The sequence below is a fragment of the Mycolicibacter hiberniae genome (assembly GCF_010729485.1).
In the GTDB taxonomy this organism is placed as follows: Bacteria; Actinomycetota; Actinomycetes; order Mycobacteriales; family Mycobacteriaceae; genus Mycobacterium; species Mycobacterium hiberniae.
In genome coordinates this window covers 3604394-3627032 of record NZ_AP022609.1, presented here as the reverse complement: position 1 = coordinate 3627032, position 22639 = coordinate 3604394, and the positions used below count along the sequence as shown (strand labels likewise).

General features: G+C 67.0%; 17 protein-coding genes. 7 read left to right on the top strand and 10 right to left on the bottom strand.

Annotation, left to right across the window (positions count from 1 at the left end):
* The first annotated feature begins 140 nt into the window (after window positions 1-140).
* The 6 genes from G6N14_RS17120 (at window position 141) to G6N14_RS17095 (ending at window position 12408) form a co-directional block, all read left to right on the top strand.
* Complete coding sequence (locus G6N14_RS17120; protein WP_235674207.1) at window positions 141-1115, top strand: esterase family protein; 975 nt, start codon at window positions 141-143, stop codon at window positions 1113-1115.
* 172 nt (window positions 1116-1287) lie between these two features.
* The gene (locus tag G6N14_RS17115; protein WP_085136078.1) at window positions 1288-2181 is read left to right on the top strand and encodes an esterase family protein; all 894 of its coding nucleotides are present in this window, start codon (window positions 1288-1290) and stop codon (window positions 2179-2181) included.
* Window positions 2182-2285: 104 nt separating this feature from the next.
* Window positions 2286-3353 (top strand): carboxylesterase Culp6, encoded by a 1068-nt coding sequence (gene culp6 / locus G6N14_RS17110; RefSeq protein ID WP_085135984.1) that lies wholly within the window; start codon window positions 2286-2288, stop codon window positions 3351-3353.
* A 242-nt stretch (window positions 3354-3595) separates the two neighbouring features.
* The gene (gene fadD32, locus G6N14_RS17105) at window positions 3596-5506 is read left to right on the top strand and encodes a long-chain-fatty-acid--AMP ligase FadD32 (RefSeq protein ID WP_085135985.1); all 1911 of its coding nucleotides are present in this window, start codon (window positions 3596-3598) and stop codon (window positions 5504-5506) included.
* Between the two features lie 24 nt (window positions 5507-5530).
* On the top strand, window positions 5531-10858 hold the full coding sequence (pks13, locus tag G6N14_RS17100) for a polyketide synthase Pks13 (protein ID WP_179960893.1): 5328 nt from the start codon (window positions 5531-5533) through the stop codon (window positions 10856-10858).
* Window positions 10855-12408, top strand: a complete 1554-nt coding sequence (locus G6N14_RS17095) for an acyl-CoA carboxylase subunit beta (RefSeq protein WP_085135987.1) — start codon at window positions 10855-10857, stop codon at window positions 12406-12408. The genes pks13 and G6N14_RS17095 overlap by 4 nt, the downstream gene beginning before the upstream one ends.
* Before the next feature lie 20 nt (window positions 12409-12428).
* Here G6N14_RS17095 and G6N14_RS17090 read toward each other — a convergent pair whose 3' ends face one another.
* The 9 genes from G6N14_RS17090 to G6N14_RS17050 all read right to left on the bottom strand — a co-directional run bounded on the left by G6N14_RS17090 (window position 12429) and on the right by G6N14_RS17050 (window position 20396).
* The gene (locus G6N14_RS17090) at window positions 12429-13382 is read right to left on the bottom strand and encodes a hypothetical protein (RefSeq protein ID WP_085135988.1); all 954 of its coding nucleotides are present in this window, start codon (window positions 13380-13382) and stop codon (window positions 12429-12431) included.
* Window positions 13379-14452, bottom strand: coding sequence for a DUF5631 domain-containing protein (locus G6N14_RS20970; RefSeq protein WP_234808942.1), 1074 nt, complete (start codon window positions 14450-14452; stop codon window positions 13379-13381). The genes G6N14_RS17090 and G6N14_RS20970 overlap by 4 nt, the downstream gene beginning before the upstream one ends.
* Window positions 14453-16161: 1709 nt before the next feature.
* Entirely contained in the window at window positions 16162-16647 is a 486-nt protein-coding gene (locus G6N14_RS17080; protein WP_133054917.1) for a hypothetical protein, read from the bottom strand.
* Between the two features lie 263 nt (window positions 16648-16910).
* The gene (locus G6N14_RS17075; RefSeq protein WP_133054918.1) at window positions 16911-17393 is read right to left on the bottom strand and encodes a hypothetical protein; all 483 of its coding nucleotides are present in this window, start codon (window positions 17391-17393) and stop codon (window positions 16911-16913) included.
* A 385-nt stretch (window positions 17394-17778) separates the two neighbouring features.
* The gene (locus G6N14_RS17070; protein WP_179960847.1) at window positions 17779-18258 is read right to left on the bottom strand and encodes a hypothetical protein; all 480 of its coding nucleotides are present in this window, start codon (window positions 18256-18258) and stop codon (window positions 17779-17781) included.
* A gap of 104 nt (window positions 18259-18362) precedes the next feature.
* Window positions 18363-18743, bottom strand: coding sequence for a hypothetical protein (locus tag G6N14_RS17065; RefSeq protein WP_179960846.1), 381 nt, complete (start codon window positions 18741-18743; stop codon window positions 18363-18365).
* Between the two features lie 178 nt (window positions 18744-18921).
* Window positions 18922-19407, bottom strand: coding sequence for a hypothetical protein (locus G6N14_RS17060; RefSeq protein WP_133054919.1), 486 nt, complete (start codon window positions 19405-19407; stop codon window positions 18922-18924).
* Window positions 19408-19503: 96 nt separating this feature from the next.
* On the bottom strand, window positions 19504-19986 hold the full coding sequence (locus G6N14_RS17055; RefSeq protein ID WP_109559837.1) for a hypothetical protein: 483 nt from the start codon (window positions 19984-19986) through the stop codon (window positions 19504-19506).
* A gap of 77 nt (window positions 19987-20063) precedes the next feature.
* On the bottom strand, window positions 20064-20396 hold the full coding sequence (locus tag G6N14_RS17050) for a VOC family protein (protein WP_275986728.1): 333 nt from the start codon (window positions 20394-20396) through the stop codon (window positions 20064-20066).
* A gap of 415 nt (window positions 20397-20811) precedes the next feature.
* On the opposite strand from G6N14_RS17050, the gene G6N14_RS17045 reads away from it, so the two are divergent.
* Window positions 20812-21423, top strand: a complete 612-nt coding sequence (locus G6N14_RS17045; RefSeq protein WP_085135994.1) for a GNAT family N-acetyltransferase — start codon at window positions 20812-20814, stop codon at window positions 21421-21423.
* Between the two features lie 14 nt (window positions 21424-21437).
* Here the strand turns inward: G6N14_RS17045 and G6N14_RS17040 are convergent, their stop codons facing one another.
* Window positions 21438-22556, bottom strand: a complete 1119-nt coding sequence (locus G6N14_RS17040) for a nitronate monooxygenase (protein ID WP_085135995.1) — start codon at window positions 22554-22556, stop codon at window positions 21438-21440.
* Window positions 22557-22639: the final 83 nt, after the last annotated feature.

Here is a 22639-nt window from a genome sequence, read left to right as displayed (position 1 = left end):
GCTGACGCAACCCAGAGCCTTCGATGTCGCCCATTTTGTGGTTGACTACATCGGCACTGTTGCGTTTTCACGCACAGATCGGGTCCGAGTCGGACCACGTTATAGGCAAATACGGCAATGAACGAATGAGGATGCCAAGGATGAAGTTGCTTGACAGGTTGATGGTCGTCGCCGGTGGCGCGGCCTTGCTGGCGGGATTGGTCGGTGCCGTCGGGGGTACCCCAGAGGCGAGCGCGTTCTCCCGGCCCGGTCTGCCGGTGGAATACCTGCAGGTGCCTTCGGCCGGTATGGGCCGTGACATCAAGGTCCAGTTCCAGTCCGGCGGTTCGGACTCCCCGGGCCTGTACCTGCTTGACGGGATGCGGGCCCAGGACGACTTCAACGGCTGGGACATCAACACCCCGGCGTTCGAGTGGTACCTGAACTCCGGCATCTCGGTGATCATGCCCGTCGGCGGCCAGTCCAGCTTCTACAGCGACTGGTACAAGCCGGCGTGCGGCAAGGCGGGCTGCTCCACCTACAAGTGGGAGACCTTCCTCACCCGCGAGCTGCCGGCCTACCTGGCCTCGGAGTACGGCGTGAGCCAGAGCCGCAACGCCGCGGTCGGCCTGTCGATGGCCGGTTCGTCGGCGCTGACGCTGGCGATCTACCACCCCAACCAGTTCACCTACGCGGGCTCGCTGTCGGGTTACCTCAACCCGTCCACCGGTAAGGGCTGGATCGGCCTGTCGATGGGCGACGCCGGCGGCTACAAGAAGAACGACATGTGGGGCGACGACAACGACCCGGCCTGGTTGCGCAACGACCCGACCGTCAACGTCGAGAAGCTGGTGGCCAACAACACCCGCCTGTGGGTGTTCTGCGGTAACGGCAAGGCCAACGAGCTGGGCGGCGACAACATCCCGGCCGTGTTCCTCGAGCAGAACTTCATGATCGGTGCGAACAAGAAGTTCCAGGAGCTCTACACCGCGGCCGGCGGCCACAACGCCATCTTCAACTTCCCGGAGTACGGCACGCACAGCTGGGAGTACTGGGGCCAGCAGCTGCAGGCCATGAAGCCCGACCTGCAGGCGCACTTGGGCGCCACGCCGGGTGGTGGCGACAGCGGCGAGTAGTCCCGCAACGCACATAGAAGTACCGCCGACGGCGGCGACCTCCTGGGTCGCCGCCGTCGGTCGTTTCCCGTCCTGGCAGCAAGCGTCGTGTGGTTGACTACCCCCGGGGTCAGGGCGTGTGCGACCAGTGGGTCGAACCATCACAAAAGCTGTGCCGACGAGCGAGGTGGAGATGAGCGGACTGTCGAAGGTGTTGCGGGCGCTGTGTGTGGCCGTACTGATGCTGGGCCTGTGGGGCGGGGGCGCAATCGTCGGCTCGACCGCGCACGCCGCACAGTTCGAGAACTTGATGGTCCCGTCGCCGGCGATGGGCCGCGACATTCCGGTGGCGTTCCTGAACCAGGGCCCGCATGCGGTGTACCTGCTCGACGCGTTCGACGCCCACCCCGACCTGAGCAACTGGGTGACCGCGGGCAACGCGATGAACACACTGGCCGGTAAGGGCGTCTCGGTCGTCGCCCCGGCGGGCGGCGCCTACAGCATGTACACCAACTGGGAGCAGGACGGCAGCAAGCAGTGGGACACGTTCCTGTCCACGGAGCTGCCGGACTGGCTGGCGGCCAACCGGGGCCTGGCGCCGGGCGGCCATGCCGTGGTCGGTGCGTCCCAGGGTGGCTACGGGGCCCTAGCGCTGGCCACGTTCCACCCCGACCGGTTCGGGTTCGCCGGAGCGATGTCAGGCTTCCTGGGGCCGGCCAACACCACCGAGAGCGGCGTGATCAGCGCCGGCCTGCAGAACTTCGGCGGACTGGACCCCAACGGCATGTGGGGAGCGCCCCAGCTGGGCCGGTGGAAGTGGCATGACCCGACCGTGCACGCCACCCTGCTGGCGCAGAACAACACCCGGGTCTGGATCTACAGCCCGAGCGGTGGTGCCTCGAACCCGGCCGCGATGATCGGCGACCCCGCCGAGGCGGCCGGCAGTGGCCGCTACTTCCATGCGCAGTATCGCCAGGTGCGCGGCAAGAACGCGCACTTCGACTTCTCGCCCGGGGACAACGGCTGGGGCTCGTGGTCGTCGCAGCTGGGTGCGATGGTCGGCGACATCGTCGGTGCAATCCGCTGACTTTCGGCGTTGACTCTGCGCCCACCAGTCCCAAGTTCGAGTAGTTCGCCTGGTGGGCGCAGAGTCGGTGCGCGCCGTCGCCGATCTGTACCGTGATAGGCGATATGGCCAACAAAGCACGGAAGTCCCCGCGGAAGTCTCCCCGCAAGTCAGCCCGTAAGTCGCCGGCGAACCGCCGCCGCGTCCTTGCCTGGATCGCCGCTGGCGCGATGGCTTTGGTGGTGGCCCTGGTGATTGTGGCTGTGGTGATCTGGATCAGGCGCCCGGCCACTCCGCCGATCGCCGACCAGCCCGGCGCGGGCGTCCCGCCGACCAGCTCGGTGCCGTCGCGGCCCAAGAAGCCGCGCCCGGCCTTCCAGGACGCCAGCTGCCCCGATGTGCAGCTGGTGGCGGTGCCCGGCACCTGGGAGTCCTCACTGACCGATGACCCGCTGAACCCCACCGAGTTCCCCCGGGCGCTGTTGCTCACCGTCACCCGCCCGCTGGCCGATCAGTTCGACGGGGCGCGGCTGCAGACCTACACCGTCCCCTACACCGCGCAGTTCCACAATCCGCTGTCGGCCGACAAGCAGATGAGCTACAACGACAGCCGTGCCGAAGGCACGCGTGCCACGGTCAAGGCGCTGACCGAGATGAATGACCGCTGCCCGCTGACCAGCTACGTGCTGATCGGCTTTTCGCAGGGCGCGGTGATCGCCGGCGACGTCGCCAGTGACATCGGCAACGGACGCGGCCCGGTCGACGAGGATCTGGTCCTGGGCGTCACGCTGATCGCCGACGGCCGCCGCCAGGACGGCAGCGCCGGCGGCGTCAATGTGCCGCCGACCCCGCCGGGGCAGGGTGCGGAGGTCACGTTGCACGAGCTGCCGATCCTGTCCGGGATGGGCCTGACCATGACCGGTGCGCGCGACGGCGGGTTCGGTGACCTCGCGAAGCGCACGAACGAGATTTGCGCGCGCGGTGACCTGATCTGCGCCGCGCCCCGCGAGGCGTTCAGCGTCGGCAAGCTGCCCGCCACGCTCGAGGCGCTGGCCGGCGGGGCCGGCCAGCCCGTGCACGCGATGTACGCCACCCCGGACTTCTGGAGCAGCGACGGCGCGTCCGCCACCGAGTGGACCCTGAACTGGGCACGGGACATGGTCGCCAATGCGCCGCATCCGCCGCACGGCTGACGCCGCGTGTACCCGGAGACCGGCGTCACACGCGGTACCGTGTGATTTGGCATGGGGCGCACCGGCCTCTAACATTAAGAGCAATTTAAGAGCGGCGGCTCATGGTCGCACGGCAGCAGCGCATCGCCGGGTTGCGGTAACCCACTACCATCTGTGAGGTCCCGGGCCCGTGATGTAGCGCACCAGCGCGACCCGACGCGCCCGGCAGTTGACTGAACGTATGTTCGCGACAGGAGATTTTGATGGCCCCGGTAACACAGGCCGCCTACCACAACCCCTTTGTCAAGGACGGCAAGATCCGGTTCCCGGACAACGCCAACCTGGTGAAGACCGTCGAGCGCTGGGCTGCGCTTCGCGGTGAGAAGGTGGCGTACCGGTTCCTCGACTACTCCACCGAGCGCGACGGCGTGGCCCGGGAGCTGTCCTGGTCGGAATTCGGTGCCCGCAACCGCGCCCTGGGCGCCCGGCTGCAGCAGGTCACCCAGCCCGGCGACCGCATCGCGATTCTGTGCCCGCAGAACCTGGACTATCTGGTGTCGTTCTTCGGGATCATGTACTCCGGCCGCATCGCGGTGCCGCTGTTCGACCCGAGCGAACCCGGTCACGTGGGCCGGCTGCACGCGGTGCTCGACGACTGCACCCCCTCGGCGGTGCTCACCACCAGCGACTCGGCCGAGGGCGTTCGGAAGTTCTTCCGCAGCCGCCCGGCCAATGCCCGCCCGCGCGTGATCGCGGTCGACGCGGTGCCGGTCGAGGTCGGCTCGACGTGGGAGATGCCCGAAGTCACCCGTGACTCCATCGCCTACCTGCAGTACACCTCCGGGTCCACGCGCACGCCCACCGGCGTGAAGATCACCCACCTGAACCTGCCGACCAACGTCGTCCAGCTGCTGGACTCGCTCAAGGGGCGCGAGGGCGACCGCGGTGTGACCTGGCTGCCGTTCTTCCACGACATGGGCCTGGTCACCATCTTGCTGTCGTGTGTCATGGGCCAGCAGTTCACCTTCATGACACCGGCCGCCTTCGTCCGCCGGCCCTACCGGTGGATCAAGGAGATGGCCCGCAAGGAGGGCGACACCGGAGAGTGCTTCTCGGTGGCCCCCAACTTCGCCTTCGAGCACGCCGCCGCCCGCGGCCTGCCCAAGGAGGGCGACCCGCCGCTGGACCTGAGCAACGTCCGGGCGATCCTCAACGGCAGCGAGCCGGTGTCCGCAGCGTCGGTGCGCAGGTTCAACGAGGCGTTCGGTCCGTACGGCTTCCGCGAGGAGGCGATCAAGCCGTCCTACGGACTGGCCGAGGCCACCCTGTTCGTGTCCACCACCCCGCCCGACGAGGGCCCGAGCATCGTCTATGTCGATCGCGAGGAGCTCAACAACGGCAACCGCTTCATCGAGGTTCCCGCCGACGCCCCCAACGCGGTCGCCCAGGCTTCGGCCGGCCGGGTCTCGGTGGACCAGTGGGCGGTGATCGTCGACTACGAGACCGGCGCCGAGCTGCCCGACGGCCAGATCGGTGAGATCTGGCTGCAGGGCAACAACATGGGCGTCGGTTACTGGAACCGTGATGAGGAGACGGCCGATACGTTCCAGAACGTGCTCAAGTCGCGGACCAGCCCCTCGCGCGCCGAGGGAGCCGACCCGGACGGCTTCTGGGTGCGCACCGGCGACTACGGCGCCTACTACAAGGACGACCTCTACATCACCGGCCGCGTCAAGGACCTGGTGATCGTCGACGGCCGCAACCACTACCCGCAGGACCTCGAGTACTCCGCCCAGGAGGCCAGCCGCGCGTTGCGGGCCGGCTATGTGGCGGCGTTCTCGGTGCCGGCCAACCAGTTGCCGCAGTCCGCGTTCGACAACCCGCATTCCGGGCTGAAGTTTGACCCCGAGGACAGCTCCGAACAGCTGGTGATCGTGGCCGAGCGCGCCCCGGGCGCCCACAAGCTGGACTACCAGCCCATCGCCGACGACATCCGCGCCGCCATCGCGGTGCGCCACGGGGTGACCGTGCGCGACGTGCTGTTGGTGTCGGCGGGCACCGTGCCCCGGACGTCCAGCGGCAAGATCGGTCGCAGTGCCTGCCGGGCCGCCTATCTCGACGGCAGCCTGCGTGGCGGCACGACCGGCCCAAACGCCTACCCCGACGAGGTCTAACCCCAGATGAGCGAGGCTCCGCAGATGACCGGCGACGGCGACGACGCAATCCTGCGCGGCACCAGCCGCACCGACCTGACCGTCGCCGACATGCGGGCCTGGCTGCGCAACTGGGTGTCCAACGCCACCGGCCAGTCGCCGGAGAAGATCAACGAGACGGCACCGCTGATCGAGCTGGGGCTGTCCTCGCGCGACGCGGTGGCGATGGCGTCGGACATCGAGGACTTCGCCGGCGTGACGTTGTCGGCGACGGTGGCGTTCCGGCACCCGACAATCGAGGCGCTGGCCACGGTGATCGTCGAGGGCGAGCCGGTGGTTGTCGACGATTCCGACGGCGAGGACTGGTCGCGCAACGCCGACGTCGACGACATCGCGGTGGTGGGTCTGGCCACCCGCCTCCCGGGCGACATGAACACCCCGGAGGAGACCTGGCGCAAGCTGCTGGAGGGCTTCGACGCGATCACCGACCTGCCCGAGGGCCGCTGGTCGGAGTTCCTGGAGGAGCCCCGGGTCGCCGAGCGAGTCGCCAAGGCGCGCACCCGCGGCGGCTACCTGTCCGACATCAAGGGTTTCGACGCCGAGTTCTTCGCGCTGTCGAAGATGGAAGCCGACAACATCGACCCCCAGCAGCGGATGGCGCTGGAACTGACCTGGGAAGCCCTGGAGCACGCCCGCATTCCGGCGTCGGCGCTGCGCGGTGAATCCGTGGCGGTGTACCTGGGCTCGTCGAACGCCGACTACCAGAATCTGGCGCTGTCGGACCCGAGCATCACCCACCCGTATGCCATCACCGGCAACGCGAGTTCGATCATCGCCAACCGGGTGAGCTACTTCTTCGACTTCCGCGGCCCCTCGGTGGCCATCGACACCGCCTGCTCGTCGTCGCTGGTGGCGGTGCACCAGGCTGTGCAGGCGTTGCGCAACGGTGAGGCCGACGTGGCGGTGGCCGGCGGGGTCAACGCGCTGATCACCCCGCTGGTGACAGTCGGTTTCGACGAGGTCGGCGGGGTGCTCTCGCCCGATGGCCGGATCAAGTCGTTCTCGTCGGACGCCGACGGCTACGCCCGTTCCGAGGGTGGCGGCGTACTGGTGCTCAAGCGGGTGGACGACGCGCGCCGCGACGGCGACCAGATTCTGGCGGTGATCGCCGGGTCTGCGGTCAACCACGACGGCCGCTCCAACGGTCTGCTCGCCCCCAACCCCGATGCCCAGGCCGCCGTGCTGCGCAAGGCGTACAAGAACGCCGGGATCGACCCGCGCACCGTTGACTACATCGAGGCGCACGGCACCGGGACCATCCTGGGTGACCCGATCGAGGCCGAGGCGTTGGGCCGCGTGGTCGGCCGCGGCCGCGCCGCCGACAAGCCCGCACTGCTGGGGGCGGTGAAATCCAATGTCGGACACCTGGAGTCGGCTGCCGGGGCTGCCAGCCTGGCCAAGGTCGTGCTGGCCCTGCAGCACGACAAGATCCCGCCGTCGATCAACTACGCGGGCCCGAACCCCTACATCGACTTCGCCGGCAGCCGCCTGAAGGTCGCCGACACCGTCTCCGATTGGCCGCGCTACGGCGGCTATGCGGTGGCCGGTGTCTCCGGCTTCGGATTCGGTGGCGCCAACGCCCACCTGGTGGTGCGCGAGGTGCTGCCGCGTGACGTGATCGAACGCGAACCGCAGCCCCAAGAGCCTGCCGCCCCAGAGCAGCAGGCCGAAGAGGCCGCCGAGCACGAGTCGCCCCGCTTCGACGAGTACGGCGAGTTCATCGCCCCCGAGGGTGCGCACGGCTACGGCGACGAGCCCGAGTACGAACTGCCGGGCCTGACTGATGAGGCATTGCGCCTGCGGGATGAGGCGCTGGCCGAACTGGCCGCCGAAGAACCCGTGCAACCCTTGATCCCCCTGGCGATCTCGGCGTTCCTGACCTCCCGCAAGAAGGCCGCCGCGGCCGAGTTGGCCGACTGGATCGACAGCGAAGAGGGCCGGGCCACGCCGCTGACATCCATCGGCCGCGCACTGTCGCGGCGCAACCACGGCCGGTCGCGGGCTGTGGTCTTGGCCCACGATCACGATGAGGCCGTCGCCGGCCTGCGCGCCGTCGCCGAGGGCAAGCAGAAGCCCAACGTCTACTCCGCCGACGGCCCGGTCACCAACGGGCCGGTGTGGGTGATGGCCGGCTTCGGCGCCCAGCACCGCAAGATGGGCAAGAACCTCTACCTGCGCAATCCGGTGTTCGCCGAGTGGATCGAGAAGGTCGACGCCCTGGTCCAGGACGAGCGCGGCTACTCGGTGCTGGAACTGATCCTCGACGACTCGCACGAGTACGGCATCGAGACCTCCAACATCGCCATTTTCGCCATCCAGATCGCGCTCGGCGAGATGCTCAAGCATCACGGGGCGCGCCCGACCGCCGTCATCGGTCAGTCGCTGGGTGAACCGGCCTCGGCCTACTTCTCCGGCGGCCTGTCACTGGCCGACGCCACCCGGGTGATCTGCTCGCGCGCGCACCTGATGGGTGAGGGCGAAGCGATGCTGTTCGGCGAGTACATCCGGTTCATGGCGCTCGTGGAGTACTCCGCCGAGGAGCTCAAGACGGTATTCGCCGACTTCCCGGGCCTGGAGGTGTGCGTCTACGCCGCCCCGAGCCAGACCGTGATCGGCGGTCCGCCCGAGCAGATCGATGAGATCGTCGCCCGCGCCGAGTCCGAGGGCCGCTTTGCTCGCAAGCTGCAGACCAAGGGCGCCGGCCACACGTCGCAGATGGACCCGTTGCTCGGCGAGTTCTCCGCCGAGCTGCAGGGCATCGAGCCGCGCACGCCGAACATCGCCATCTTCTCGACGGTGCATGAGGGCAGCTACCTCAAGCCCGGCGGTACACCGATCCACGACGTGGACTACTGGAAGAAGGGGATGCGGCACAGCGTCTACTTCACCCACGGTGTCCGCAACGCCGTCGACAATGGCTACACCACCTTCTTGGAGCTGGCGCCCAACCCGGTCGCCCTGATGCAGGTGGGTCTGACCACCGCCGACGCCGGATTGCACGACGCGCAGCTGATCGCGACGCTGGCCCGCAAGCAAGACGACGTCGACGCGATGACCATGGCGATGGCGCAGCTCTACGTCTACGGCCACGACCTCGACTTCCGGACGTTGTTCCCGCGCGAGGAGCAGGGGCCGATCAGTCCGGCGGAGTTCGCCAACATCCCCCCGACCCACTTCCGGCGCAAGCCGTACTGGCTCGACGCCCGCTTCTCCGGCGACGCCACCGGTGTCATGCCCGGCTCGCACGTCGCGACACCGGACGGCCGGCACGTCTTCGAGTACGCCGGTCGCGGTGAGACCGACCTGGCTGCCCTGGTGAAAGCCGCAGCGGCAGCGGTGCTTCCGGATGCGACACTGGTGGCCAGTGAGCAGCGTGCGGTCCCGGCCGAGGGCTCTCGGCTGGTGACCACGCTGACCCGGCACCCCGGTGGCGCAGCAGTGCAGGTGCACGCACGCATCGGCGAATCGTTCACGCTGGTCTACGACGCGCTGGTGTCCCGCGGCGGCGCAGCCGCGGTGTTGCCGGTCGCCGTCGGCGCGGGCACCGCAGTGGCCGAGTCGGCTACGACTTCGGTTGCGCCGGTTGAGGAACAGGTCGACGACGCGGAGATCCTGCGCGACAACCTGACCGCCGGCGCCGGCCTAGCCGCGAGCTTCGCCAAATGGTCGCCGGAATCCGGTGAGACCATTGCCGACCGGTTGGGCGCGATCGTCGGCGGTGCGATGGGCTACGAGCCCGAGGACCTGCCGTGGGAGGTACCGCTGATCGAGCTGGGTCTGGATTCGCTGATGGCTGTGCGAATCAAGAACCGGGTCGAATACGACTTCGACCTGCCGCCGATCCAGCTGACGGCGGTGCGCGACGCGAACCTCTACAACGTCGAGGAAATGATTCGCTACGCCATCGAGCACCGCGAAGAGGTCGAGGCGCTGCACGAGCACCAGAAGACCCAAACCGCTGACGAGATCGCCGCCGAGCAGGCCGCGATCCTGGCGGCGGCCAAGGCAGCCGAGTCGGCGGAAGCTGCGCCGGCTCCGGTGGCCGAGCCCGCGGCCACCCCACCGCCGTCGGACATCCCGATCCCGCCGCCGCCGACCAACCCGGCGGGGCCTGCTGTTCCGCCGCCGCCCACCGACCCGTCGGGCCCGGGGGCCAACAGCGGCGTGAGCACCAAGACTGCTGCCGCTGCGGCTGCCAAGGTGCTAACCCAGGAGGCGGTGACCGAGGCGCTGGGCGCCGACGTGCCACCGCGTGACGCCGCTGAGCGGGTCACGTTCGCCACCTGGGCGATCGTCACCGGGAAGTCGCCGGGCGGCATCTTCAACGAATTGCCCGCGCTGGACGATGAAGTGGCCGAGAAGCTCGCCGCACGGCTGTCGGAGCGGGCTGAGGGAATCATCACCGTCGACGACGTCACGACGGCCACCACCATCGAGGGCCTGGCGACCGTCGTGCGCGACCAACTCGAGGAAGGGGTGGTGGACGGTTTCGTCCGCACCCTGCGGGCGCCAAAGGAAGGCTCGCCGAGTCTGCCGCTGTTCGTGTTCCACCCGGCGGGCGGTTCGACCGTGGTCTACGAGCCGCTGATGAAGCGGCTGCCGGCCGACACCCCGATCTACGGCTTCGAACGGGTGGAGGGCTCCATAGAAGAGCGCGCCGCCGAGTACGTGCCCAAGCTGCTGGAGTTGCACTCCGGTCCGTTCCTTCTGGCGGGCTGGTCGCTGGGCGGGGCGCTGGCCTACGCCTGTGCGATCGGGCTCAAGCAGGCCGGCGCCGACGTGCGTTTCGTCGGGCTGATCGACCTGGTGCTGCCGGGTGAGCCGATCGATCAGAGCAAGGAAGGCATGCGGGCCCGCTGGGACCGCTACGCCCGGTTCGCCGAGCGCACCTTCAATGTCGAGGTTCCCGAGATTCCCTACGAGGAACTGGAGAAGCTCGACGATGAGGGCCAGGTCAAGTTCGTCCTCGAGGTCGTCGCGCAGAGTGGCGTGCAGATCCCGGGCGGGATCATCGAGCACCAGCGCACGTCATACCTGGACAACCGCGCGCTGGACACCATCGAGATCCAGCCGTACGACGGTCACGTCACCCTGTACATGGCCGACCGCTACCACGATGACGCCATCGTGTTCGAGCCCGCCTACGCGACCCGCAAGCCCGACGGAGGCTGGGGCGAGTACATCTCTGACCTGGAGATCGTGCACATCGGGGGTGAGCACATTCAGGCCATCGATGAGCCATACATTGCCAAGGTGGGCGCCCACATGAGTGAGGCGATCAGCCGCATCCAAGCCGGGAGCGAGAGCGCGTGACGAACAAGACCACCGCTGAACTGTTGGCCGAGCTCCGCGAAAAGCTGGAGCTGGCAAAGGAACCTGCGGGTGAGGCAGCTGTCGCCAAGCGTGCGAAGAAGGGAATCCCCAGCGCCCGCGAACGCATTCATGCCCTGCTGGACCCCGGCACCTTTTTGGAGATCGGTGCGCTGTGCAAGACCCCCGGTGACCCGAACGCGCTCTATGGCGACGGCGTGGTCACTGGCCACGGCCGGATCAACGGCCGACCCGTCGGGGTGTTCAGCCACGACCAGACCGTGTTCCAGGGCTCGGTCGGGGAGATGTTCGGCCGCAAGGTGGCCAAGCTGATGGAGTGGGTGGCCATGGTCGGCTGCCCGATCATCGGCATCAACGACTCCGCGGGCGCGCGCATCCAGGACGCGGTGACGTCGCTGGCGTGGTACGCCGAGCTGGGACGGCGCCACGAGATGCTGCGCGGCCTGGTCCCGGAGATCTCCATCATCTTGGGTAAATGTGCTGGGGGAGCGGTCTATTCGCCGATCCAGACCGACCTGCTGGTGGCTGTGCGCGACCAGGGCTACATGTTCATCACCGGGCCCGACGTGATCAAGGACGTCACCGGCGAGGACGTGACCTTCGACGAACTCGGCGGCGCCGACGTCCAGGCGCAGCGCGGCAACATTCACAAGGTGGTCGACGACGAAGCCGCGGCGTTCCAGTACGTGCGCGACTACCTGTCGTTCCTGCCGGCCAACCACTTCGACGACGCGCCGGTCATCAACCCGGGCCTCGAGCCCGAAATCACCCCGCACGACCTGGAATTGGACTCCATCGTTCCGGACGCGGACAACGTCGCCTACGACATGAACGAGATCCTGTTGCGGATCTTCGACGACGGCGACGTCTTCGAGATCGCCGAGCAGCGCGGGCGCGCGATGATCACCGCTTTCGCCCGCGTCGACGGGCATCCGGTCGGGGTGATCGCCAACCAGCCGATGTACATGTCCGGGGCCGTCGACACCGAGGCCTCCGACAAGGCGGCCAGCTTCATTCGTTTCTGCGACTCCTTCAATCTCCCACTGGTTTTCGTCGTCGATACTCCCGGTGCGATGCCCGGGGTGTCGGAGGAGAAGAACGGGATCATCAAGCGTGGGGGCAGGTTCTTCAACGCGATCGTCGAGGCCGACGTGCCCAAGGTGACGGTGATCATCCGCAAGGCCTACGGCGGCGGTTACGCGGTCATGGGCTCCAAGCAGCTGTCGGCCGATCTGAACTTCGCCTGGCCGACGGCCCGCATCGCCGTCATCGGCGCCGACGGCGCGGCCCAGCTGCTGGTCAAGCGCTTCCCGGATCCGACCGCGCCCGAGGTGCAGAAGATCAAGCAGGACTTCATCGACGGTTACAACGAGAACATGGCGATTCCGTGGACCGCAGCCGAACGTGGCTACATCGACGCCGTGATTCAGCCGCACGAGACGCGGTTGTTGCTGCGGAAGTCGCTCCGCCTGCTGCGCGACAAGCAGAACTACCCCAAGGTGCAGCGCAAGCACGGCCTGCTGCCCATCTAGCCCCCGTCGACGGGGACGTATCACGTCGCTGAATCGTCCTTGTCGACAATGCGTTTGAGTGGCGTGATGCCGGGATGTCCGACGTCTTTGGCGACGGACTTGGTCACCGGAACATTGGGCGGAGCTGTGGTGCGGCCCTTGACGGGTTGACCGTTCGGCACGCCGGGAGCGGCAATACGCTTCGCGTCGGTCTTGTCCTCTTTGCCCTTTGCGCCGGCACCTGCCCCGCCGGGCATCATCGGCATCATTCCGCCGCCGGCCCCACCCGTTGCCGGAGCGCCGCCTGCCGGCCCGGCCATTGTCGTGCCGCGCAGGGAGCCGGTGGGGGTAGTGGGCGCCGACGTTCCCGGAACCGGGGGCGGGCCCAGGTTGCTGGCCGGCGTGGTGCCCGCGCCCAGCCCGCCGCCGGTTCCTCCGGAGCCGAAGCCACCGCCTTCCAACCCGGGATCGGCATCGAAGTCGGAAGCCAATGTGGCGCCGCCAAGCCCGCCTTTGCTCAACGACTGCGCCGCGCTCATCAGCGGCGACAACGCTCCTTGACCGGCCTGCATCAGCTCCTGCGGCAGTTTGCCCACGGCGCCGAGTGCCCCGCCGAGCGCTCCGGTAATGCCCTGCATGGCACTGGTGACGCCCTGCATGGCCCCGCCCATGGACTCCTGCGGTCCCTGCCCGGCCATCGCGGGGCCGGCTTCGGCGGCGACGCTGCGAAATCGCGCCGCCGCGTCGGCCTCGTGGTTGGCGAACTTTTGCGCAGCGTCGGCGGCGTGGCCGGCGCGGTCCGCGTGGTCTTCGGCGAGTCCGGTGTTGGTCTCGACCAGGTTCAGGTTGGTCGCGGCCCCGAAGGCCGCCATCGTGGCATCCACGGGCGATGACCCGCCGGGATGGACCGGGCCCGGCGGGATAGCCGCTGGGGGACGCGACAGTGCGATGCGCAAGAAATCCTCGCCGTAATGCCGAACGAAGTCATCGGTCATGGCGTTACCCCTCCCGGTCGCACCGCGGTGGCCTGGTACCAGGCCAGGTGGTAGCCGGCCAGTTCTTGACTCCCGTCGATCAGGGCGTCGATGGCCGCCAACAACATCCAGTCGGTTACGTCTCGGGGCGCATGGTGCGGGTAGGACGCCTTGATGCGCGCCTCGGTGTCGGTCAGGACCTGCCGAAACAGCTCGATCTCGTTGTCCGCGACCCCGGATCGGCGGGCGACGGCGCGCGCGACGGTCTGCACGATCCGGGGCAGGCGGCTGTTGGTTGTCGCGAGATCGATCAGAGTGGGGCCGAGTTCCTCGACGTGGTGGCCGAAGCGAGCACGCTCCCCGCTTCCGGGAATCGGGTCCTCGGGTCCCGCCTCGCCGACGTAGGTATTCGGGTGGTGGGCAACGGCTGCGATCACGGCACCCAGCAGATCAACCGCGCCGGTGTCGCGGCGGCGCTGGGCGGGATCCAGCAGCGTCAACCCTTGGGGGAGTAGGACGGTCGGCGGAATCCAGCCGCCGGCCAGGTCGGTCGCGACTACGACGGTGGTCTCGTCGTCGCGCAGGCCGACCGCCCAGGCCAGGTGCGGAGCCTGGCGGGCCACGGCGTCGACTTTGCGCTGCAGATCCTGGTGCTCGGCCAGGCGCCGAGCGGCGGTGCCGGCCCCGGCTCCGGCGGTGCTGCCGGCGGCAATCCCGCCGGCCACCGATGCGCCGGACTGCCCGCCGACACCGCTGGGCCTGCCGGAGGGGGCCACGGCCGGACCACCCGGTGCAGGCGCGCTACCGGGCGCCGGCTGGACCGCTGGACCGGCCGGTCCCGCAGGCGCGGTGGGTGTGGTGGGGATCGCCGCGGCGGCCGGGCGCAGGTCCGCGCCGTAGCCGGGCAACGGTCCCGACGGGGCTACCGGGGCGGCGGCAAACGGCCCCGCCGGTACGGCGGCCGAGCCGGCTGTGACCGGCGGTGGCGCCGCCGGCGGTAGCGGGGCAGAGCTCCCGGCCGGGGCCGCAGGGGCGGCCTCGGCGCCTGAAGTGGCCAGTTGGGCCAGGTTGCCCAGCGCACCGCCTGCCATCGGTGTCACCGGCGGGGAGGGTGGAAGCTGCGGCGGTTGGCCCAGGCCTGCCGGCCCGGGTCCGCCGGGCGGCAGCGGCGGGGGCGACCCGCCGGGTCCCGATGGACCGCCGGGCATGCCCGACGCAAACGCCTGGGCTTGCCCGCCGGTGGCAAGCCCGGGCGACATCGCACCCTCAGGCGAGCCGCCAGGGGCGCCGACGCCCGGCATGGCAGAGGCCATGGGCGGCGGCATGGCGCCCCCGGAAGTGATGCCGCCCGTTACGCCGGGGGTGGGAGCGCCGGGGGTGGACAAGGGCGGCGGACCTATGTCGGTTCCGCCGGCTGCTGTGGCACTGGTGGCGGGTGGGGTGGGTGTTCCTTTGGTGCCGATTCCGCCGGCTGTTATGGCACTGGTGGCGGGTGGGGTGGGTGTTCCTTTGGTGCCGATTCCGCCGGCTGTTATGGCACTGGTGGCGGGTGGGGTGGGTGTTCCTTTGGTGCCGGTTCCGCCAACTACGCCTCCGCTGTTATCGAGTGTGGCGGGTGTTCGGCTGACGTCGTAGGCACTCGACTCTAAACTGCTGCTGTCAGCAGGTTTTGATGTGTTTGACCGCTCCAGCATGCCGAACGGGAACGGTAGCCCGCTGGTCTCGGCGTGATCGTTCATGTCTCCGGTACCGAACGGAAAAGGAAGATCCGACGTCCCAGCAGCTGCTCTGACCAATTCGTCGCTGGAGGGTATGGGGGAGCTCTCCGGAGTCATCTTTGCGCCGTTGTCTTGCAACCATCGCTGGGCTTCCCCCTCGATGCCCAAATCTACGAACATTTGCTCGGTGGCCGCCGTGATCTTGCTGATGGCATCGGCACTGTGCTTGCCAGATTCGGCATTGGCGTCGGAGGTGAGACTGACAGCTTCGGCTAGCGACTCGGGGGTGTTCTTCGCTACCAGGTTGTCGATGAGCGGGTTATAGCGGTTGGCGACGTTGGTCAGATTTCGGCGCAGTTCGATAACGGCCCTGGCGACGCTGTCGCACGCGACGCTCTTGCTGCGACAGTGCTCAGCGGCGCTCGCAAGACGGTTGTAGCCGATTCGGAGGCGAATCAACTCGTCTTCGGTCGTCAGCCCGCTGTTCCTAGCGCTAACGCTCTGCGTAAAAGACTGGAGTTCGACGGCCTCCTGCTCCTTAGCGCTCGACTGAAACGACCAGTGCTGGACACTGTTAGTCACCTCGGTTGGAGGCGCGGGCCACCACGCTCCAACTAGGTAAGTCGACCATTTGCCGGGGGGTAGATCAGTCACAGCAGGAAGCTTTCGGGTTGCGCTCTTCGGCGTTAGCCGCAGCGGCCGAAGCCACATACCCACTGAGAGTTAAGCCGCGCCCGTCGCGCCGGGGAGGGACATCCGACGTTGCCAGCCGGTCCGGTTCTGGGGTGGCCATAGTGCGGATGTTAATCTTCCTGCCGAATTCTCGCTTACATCGTGTGACTGCAGGGTCTGCGCGCGAAATTTGCTAGCCCCAGGTGGGCTCGTGGATCCGCCCTATGTGCAGCGGGGATGGAAGTACCGACAGGCAAACGCTATGTGTGGGGCCTGCGGGGGCGGCCACCCACAGGCCTCCGTCGGATGCGGACGGCCTAGCCCTAAAGCGGCTGACCGCGGGGGACGCCACCGCGACCAACGGCACGCGACGCCAAGGGCTGGTTCAAAGATGCCGGCGAAAAATCAGTTCACTGCCCGCAAAAAAGCTTCAGCACGCTCTCTTGGGCAATCACAGCTTTGAGTGCCGACTTATACACGGAGTCTTCAGAGCCCAGTGACGCTCCGGCTGCCATCGCCCGATACGACTGCGCCAGCGCTTTTGCAGCGGCGCCATATTCGGCCTCGAGCGCAGGGTCAGAAGTCGCCGATTCGAGCATGCCGGCCCCGTTCACCAGTGAAATGCGTGCCAAAGCGGGGTCGTCGCCGTTGGTTTCAACGTGCTCAGCGTCCGCCGCGAGGCTGTACGTCTCGCACAGGTGTGCCTTCGCGGCGATGCGTTGCTGCTCCGTATGAACGGAAGTCAAAGGTTGGGTTGGCCGGACTAGCGCCACGATTGCCACGACCAAAGCGGAAACCGAAAGTGCAACGAGAATTGGGATGAGAAGGCGTGACGACCGGTGGGGCGGCGCAATCTCATGGGGCGGTGTAGCGCTAAGGGCCAGTTTGGAAGTCATGCGGGAAGCCCTTCCATAGCCACGACGAGCGCCATCGTTGTCTCCGAGAAGCCTGATCCCACCTTTGGCCCGACCCTATACCTATCTACACCGGGAGATTGTCGATCACCGACTTTGTTCCCGCTGCGATGCCGAGCACCGCGCGGTATTCGAACAGCGCCGCCTGTCGCTGGAAATGAGGGCCGCCCGGCTGTTTAGCCTCGCTCCGTTCAGTGAACCTGCTTGAAGTGGCGTAGGTGACGTACCAGTCCGTTGGGCGCCGATCACCGTCTGCAGACCTCCTTCAGCACGCGATTTTTGTCATTGACGGCGTCCATGCGGGACTCGAACTGAGATTCATTCACAATGCCGGCGGTTCCCATCGCCGTTAAATCCTGGTACCCCAGCGCCAGTTCACGAACAGCATCACGCACGGATGCGTCGAGTGCAGGGTCTGCTCCAGCGGTCTCGAGCATAACGGCACCGTTTGTTAGAGCAATTCGCGCCAAAGCAGCGTTGTCGGGGGTCGTCGTCTCAATTTTCACGCTCTCGGCGGCAAGCCTGTATCGCTCGCAAAGCATCGACAGCGCCGCAGCTCTATGCGCCTCGGTGTAGGCAGGTGAGGAAGAGGGCCGATTGACCGCCACAATTCCCAGGGTAAGCGCGGCCAACGAAATGATCACCGTGAAGGTCTGTACTAGCAGTGTGGACCGGCTGTGCGCACAAACGGGGGACGTCTCAGGCCAGGAGGGCGGCAACATGGTCACCTTTCGGAGGGTATCGCCGCCCCTTGCTAGGAAGGGGCGGCCGCTTTAGTGCCGGCACCTATCAGGGTTAAGCTCGAACGAGTGGTCTGCAAACCCCGCTATTGTATTTTGAGGAATTCGATACCTGCCAGATACGCCTTGGCTACCTGCCGCATATCCGCAGCATGACCAGGTCCTTGGCGTTCATGTCGTCAACTGAGGCCACGTACTGCTCTCTACAATTAAGGCAACCGTCAGGAGATCAACCTCCGGCATGGCGTGTTAGCGTCTGTCGGCGCGTGCGGTCTACAGCGGGATCCCGCCAGAAGCGTCGATTGCGATTAGCGCGTTGCGCCGATCAACAGAAGCGTAGCCCTGGCGAAGGCCGATTGGCCGTTAAGTGGCGTCACTCTCCACACAGCTCCACCATCACTCTGTCTTTGGCGTTCGCGTCCGCGATCGCATCAGTGATTTCCGGGTCATTAGCGTTTCTACCGGTAGCAATCGCAACGAGCTTTTGATAGCTGAGTGCGAGGTTGCGGGCTGCATCGCGATATTTGGTTTCAACAGCTGGGTCGGCTGCGGCAGTTTGAAGGATCAATGCGCCATTGGTAGCAGACAGACGCCCGAGTGCTGCGTTGTCCGGCATATTGGTCTCGATATGTTCCGCGTGGGCTGCCAGCCTGTAACTGCGGCAGAGATGGTCCTTCGCGTCAGCCCTCTGAGTAGCCGTGAAGGGCCGCTCCGCACCTTCTGACGGCCGGGTGAGCGCGACCATCAATGCCGTGGCTGAAATCAGGACCGCTAACGCCGCGAGCGCTATGGCCGGGCGCCCCGCGCGGGCGGGGGGAAGTGATGCAGGCAAATGCGGCGAATTCGTGTTCACGTCGCGAATATAGACTGCGCCCGGGCACCGCGCTCACGTTCATTTGGTGGCGCGCAGCGCGGCTGAAGAAATCCTGGTCCACGCGGCGTGGGCGGCTGGTTCGCTCAGTCGCCGCACAGGGATTTCATTGTTGATAACTTGGCGTTCGTGATGTTAATCAGATCCTGGTATTCGTCCGGACCGCCAATGCTGCCTGAAGCTGCCATTGTTCGGTAGGAATCCGCCAGTTCGCGGGCGGCTTCGCGGTATTTTGAGTCTATGGCCGGGTCTGAGGCGGCAGTCTCAAGGATGAGCGCTCCGTTGACCATGGAAATCCTCGCCAGTGCGGTATCCCCGTCGGCTCGGGTTTCGACGTGCGCAGCGCGCCCCGCGAGTTTGTACTGGTTGCATAGCTTTTCCCCAGCTGCCGCCTTCTCTGCAGCGGTATAAGTCGGGCGGGGCGTAGCCCGGGCAAATGCCGCGACGGCTACCACCAGGGCCACCACCGTCAAGGCGGTACTGAGTAGGGGAAAACGATACCCAGCTGGCGGGGCGGGGGCGCTGGTGGCGCTGCAGACCAGGGCTGCGGCGAGACGCTCACATCGCGGATCGTAACTCGATGTGCCGGCGCCGGAGCCGAGAACTGCTCATTACACGACCTGCCGTAGCTGGCCATCTATGTGCTCACTCACCGCACAGCGCCTTCACCGCTCGATCTTTAGCGTTCGTGTCGTCAACTATTTGCTGCCATGTCGCCGACATGCCGGTTTCGATGCTGGCCAATGCTGCCTGGGTTTGGAAGGACAGTGCCAACGCTTGTCCAGCGTCGCGGAGACTGGCGTCAAGCGATGGATCGGCAACCGCCGTTTCGAGTATCTGGGCACCATTGACCATGGCAATACGCGCCAAAGCAATCTCGCCGCCTGGGGCTGTATCGATTTGGGAAGCGCGAACAGCCAGTCGGTATCTCTCGCAGAACTGTACTTTTGCCGCAGCCCTCTCGCCGGTGGAGTACGTGGCCACGGGCGGGGCGGGCCGGTTGAGGCTAATGAGAACGCCCGCTATAGCCACTACAGCGGTGGCGATAAGGCCGATGGTTAGCGCGGCGATCGGCCGGCCACTGGGTCGACCAGGCGGCGGCGCGGGCCAAGGCGGTGGTGTCATCGTCACAGTGCGGATGGTAGCCCGCGACGCGATTCTGCGTTTACATCCGGGCTAGAACCGCGTTTAGTCGCCAGCGCAATTACAGAGACCTGGGGCGCTGGATTAATCGCCGCAGAGCTCATGCATCACGCGAACTTTAGCGTTCGCGTCGTTGATCGCTGCACCTAGCTGCGGGTCATCCTCCTCGCTGCCAGTGGCCACGGCGACGAGAGTCTGATAACTGAGTGCCAGAGCTTTTGCCGCGTCGCGGTACTGGAGGTCCAAGGCGGGGTCCATCGCAGCCGTCTCAAGGATCAGTGCACCATTGGTTGCCGAGAGGCGCGCGAGCGCAATGTTATTGGACGTGTTCGTCTCGATGTGCTCCGCGTTGGCTGCAAGCTTGTAACGAGCGCAGAGCCGGTCCTTCGCATCGGCCTTCTGTGCTGATGTGAAACCCGGTAGTGCGGCCGGCGCCGATCGGGTCAGAGAAACAACTGCCACTATCAACGCGGCTGCGGCCAACAACGCAGCAACCACCGCAACTATCGCTGTTGACCGCCCCCGTGACTGGGCGGGCGGCGGCGCAGGCCACGGTGGCGGTGTCATCGTCACAATCCGGATGTTAAACTCGAATCCGGCGACACACCGGTCGAATGCAGCGCGGCGACTAAAGGGAAATCCCCCTACCGCGCCAACGGCTTATAGAAAACCAGTCCGTTGCCCTTGTTGTCGTAGACCACGGCCCGACGCTCATGGGCATCGTCGTAGGGGCCTTTCACAATGCCGCCGCCGCTGGCTTCGATGGCCTTTGCCGCACCGTCGACGTCGTCGGTCTTGATGCCGACCACCACCTGCCCGTGGATGGGGTGGTCGACCGCGGTCGCCAGAGCCAGGGTCACCGAACCGCCGTCAAGGGCGGCGAAGTGCGCCCCGTCGCGAAACTTCAGCGGCATGCCCAGGGTCTCGCTGTAGAACTTGATCGATTCGTCCAGGTTGTCGGTGGACAAGACGATCATCCGGATGTCGTGGTCGCTCACTACTTCCTCCTGTGGTTCGATCTCGGTCCAGGCTAAGCCAGGGATACCGTCACCGGGTGGGTAAACGCCCGGGCTGTTTGGTTGGCCCCGGTGCTGGTGGGGCGGGAGCGAAACCGATGTGTTGGTCCCGACCGCCCAGAACGTCGCCCCCACCGCAAGGCGGGCCTGGCGCCCGTGGTCGTCGCCGGATGGGGCATAGCCCCTTGGTGGACAGCCGAATGAGTTCCTTAGTGCAGTACCGGATTTCGCCTGCGGATCACCGGCGGACCGAGGCGGCCGCAGCCGATGGATCGGCTGCGTGCGGCAAGCAAGCCCGGCGTGAACGCCGCTGCCCAGCGCCCCCGCGCGCAAATAATCTGCGCACCCGCCGGACCCGAGACATTAATCTAACCGCATGGCAATCGAAGCGCGGCCCGCGCTCAAACCGGACATCACACCACTGGCGCAGGCCTTGGGGCGGGCGTTTTACGACGACCCGGTGTCGATGTGGTTGTTACCCGATGACGACGCCCGCACCGGACAGCTGACGACGTTCTTCGGCACCTCGACCCGCTTCCACCACCTGGCCGGCGGCGGAGTCGAGGTGGCGTACGACGGTGCGGATGTCGGGGCGGCTGCGCTGTGGGATCCGCCCAACCGCTGGAAACAGTCGGTGTGGTCGCAGCTGCGGATGGTGCCGTCGTTGCTCTTGTCTCTGGGCTTTCGGCTCTCCCAGGGCCGCGCCCTGACCGATCTGCTGGATGCCAACCACCCCGACGAGCCGCACTGGTACCTGGCGGTGATCGGCAGCGACCCCGCGGTGCGGGGGCGCGGCTTCGGGCAGGCCGTCATGCAGCCGCGGCTGGATCGCTGTGACGCCGAGTTGTGCCCGGCCTACCTCGAGTCGAGCAAAGCGGAGAACGTGCCGTACTACGAGCGGTTCGGTTTCCGTGTGATCGGCGAGATCAAGGTGCCCAACGGCGGCCCGACGTTGTGGAAGATGTGGCGGGAGCCGCAGACGCCCTAGCCGGCCGGTGCGGCTCAGTCGCTGACGGTGTCGCCGAGGCGTTCAGCGGCGGCGAGGTAGTCCCGGGCGAACTCGAACACGACGTCGCGCGCCGGCTTCACCTTGTTCATCAGGCCCACGCCTTGGCCGACGAAGTAGGTCGAGAGGGCCTGCGCGCCCTGATGCCCGGTGGCCGCCAGCTTGTCGATGCGACGAAGCGTCGGCTCGGCCAGCATGGACTGCAGCGGCAACGGCAACGTCGGATGGCCCTTCTCGTTGGGCCGCCACGCGTCCGTCCAGTCCGAGACCAGCTGGCGAGCGGGCTTGCCGGTGCGCCCCGTGGAGCGGATGGTGTCCCGCGAGCTGGCCGCGAGCATCTTCTGCACGGTGTGCGGCGCGGTTTCGGCTTCCTCGGTGGTGAGCCACACCGAACCGGTCCAGGCACCGGCGGCGCCCAGCGCCACGCACGCCGCCATCTGGCGGCCGGTGACGATCCCCCCGGCGGCGAGCACGGGCACGGCGTCATCGATGGCCTCGATGACTTCGGGGACCACGACCAGCGTCGATACTTCGCCGCAGTGCCCGCCGGCCTCGGTGCCTTGAGCGACGATGAGGTCGACGCCGTGGGCCACCTGTTTGATGGCGTGCTCCTTGGCGCCCACCAGGGCCGCAACCGGGATGCCGTTGTCTTTTCCGGACTTGATCATGTAGTCCGGCGGGACGCCGAGCGCGTTGGCCATGAGGCGGATGGGATGGGAGACGGCAACTTCGAGCAGTTGCTCGCCGGCGCTGCCGGCCAGCAACGCCGATCCCAGGCGGGGGGTCTCGTCGGGCTCGATGTCGTGTTGGGCCAGCAGATCTGCGATGAATGACTTGTACTCGTCGGGGATCCGGCCGGAGAGTTGGCGGCCGGACAGGTTCTCGCCCTTGCCCTCGAACTTTGCCGGGACGATGATGTCGATGCCGTACGGCTTCCCCTTGACCTGCTCATCGATCCAGGTCAGCTCCTGATCCAGCTGTTCGGGGGTGTAGGCGGCGCCGCCGAGCACACCGAAGCCGCCCGCGTTCGTCACCGCCGCCACCACGTCGCGGCAGTGGCTGAAGGCGAACAGCGGAAAGTCGATGCCGTACTGCTCGCAGATGGGGGTCTTCACGGTTCCACCGCTCCTTCAGGGGACGAGATCACTGACCGGGACCTGGCCCGGCGAGGGCCCAGGTGACTGTCAGGACGCTATCG

Bases quoted from the DNA above. Each gene is read 5' to 3' on its own strand.
- G6N14_RS17055 (WP_109559837.1), bottom strand. From the start codon at position 19,986: ATGACACCGCCACCGTGGCCTGCGCCGCCGCCCGCCCAGTCACGGGGG.
- culp6 (WP_085135984.1), top strand. From the start codon at position 2,286: ATGGCCAACAAAGCACGGAAGTCCCCGCGGAAGTCTCCCCGCAAGTCA.
- G6N14_RS17045 (WP_085135994.1), top strand. From the start codon at position 20,812: ATGGCAATCGAAGCGCGGCCCGCGCTCAAACCGGACATCACACCACTG.
- G6N14_RS17120 (WP_235674207.1), top strand. From the start codon at position 141: ATGAAGTTGCTTGACAGGTTGATGGTCGTCGCCGGTGGCGCGGCCTTG.
- fadD32 (WP_085135985.1), top strand. From the start codon at position 3,596: ATGGCCCCGGTAACACAGGCCGCCTACCACAACCCCTTTGTCAAGGAC.
- G6N14_RS20970 (WP_234808942.1), bottom strand. From the start codon at position 14,452: ATGGCAGGCGGTGCGCTGGGCAACCTGGCCCAACTGGCCACTTCAGGC.
- pks13 (WP_179960893.1), top strand. From the start codon at position 5,531: ATGACCGGCGACGGCGACGACGCAATCCTGCGCGGCACCAGCCGCACC.
- G6N14_RS17080 (WP_133054917.1), bottom strand. From the start codon at position 16,647: ATGACTTCCAAACTGGCCCTTAGCGCTACACCGCCCCATGAGATTGCG.
- G6N14_RS17115 (WP_085136078.1), top strand. From the start codon at position 1,288: ATGAGCGGACTGTCGAAGGTGTTGCGGGCGCTGTGTGTGGCCGTACTG.
- G6N14_RS17090 (WP_085135988.1), bottom strand. From the start codon at position 13,382: ATGACCGATGACTTCGTTCGGCATTACGGCGAGGATTTCTTGCGCATC.
- G6N14_RS17050 (WP_275986728.1), bottom strand. From the start codon at position 20,396: ATGATCGTCTTGTCCACCGACAACCTGGACGAATCGATCAAGTTCTAC.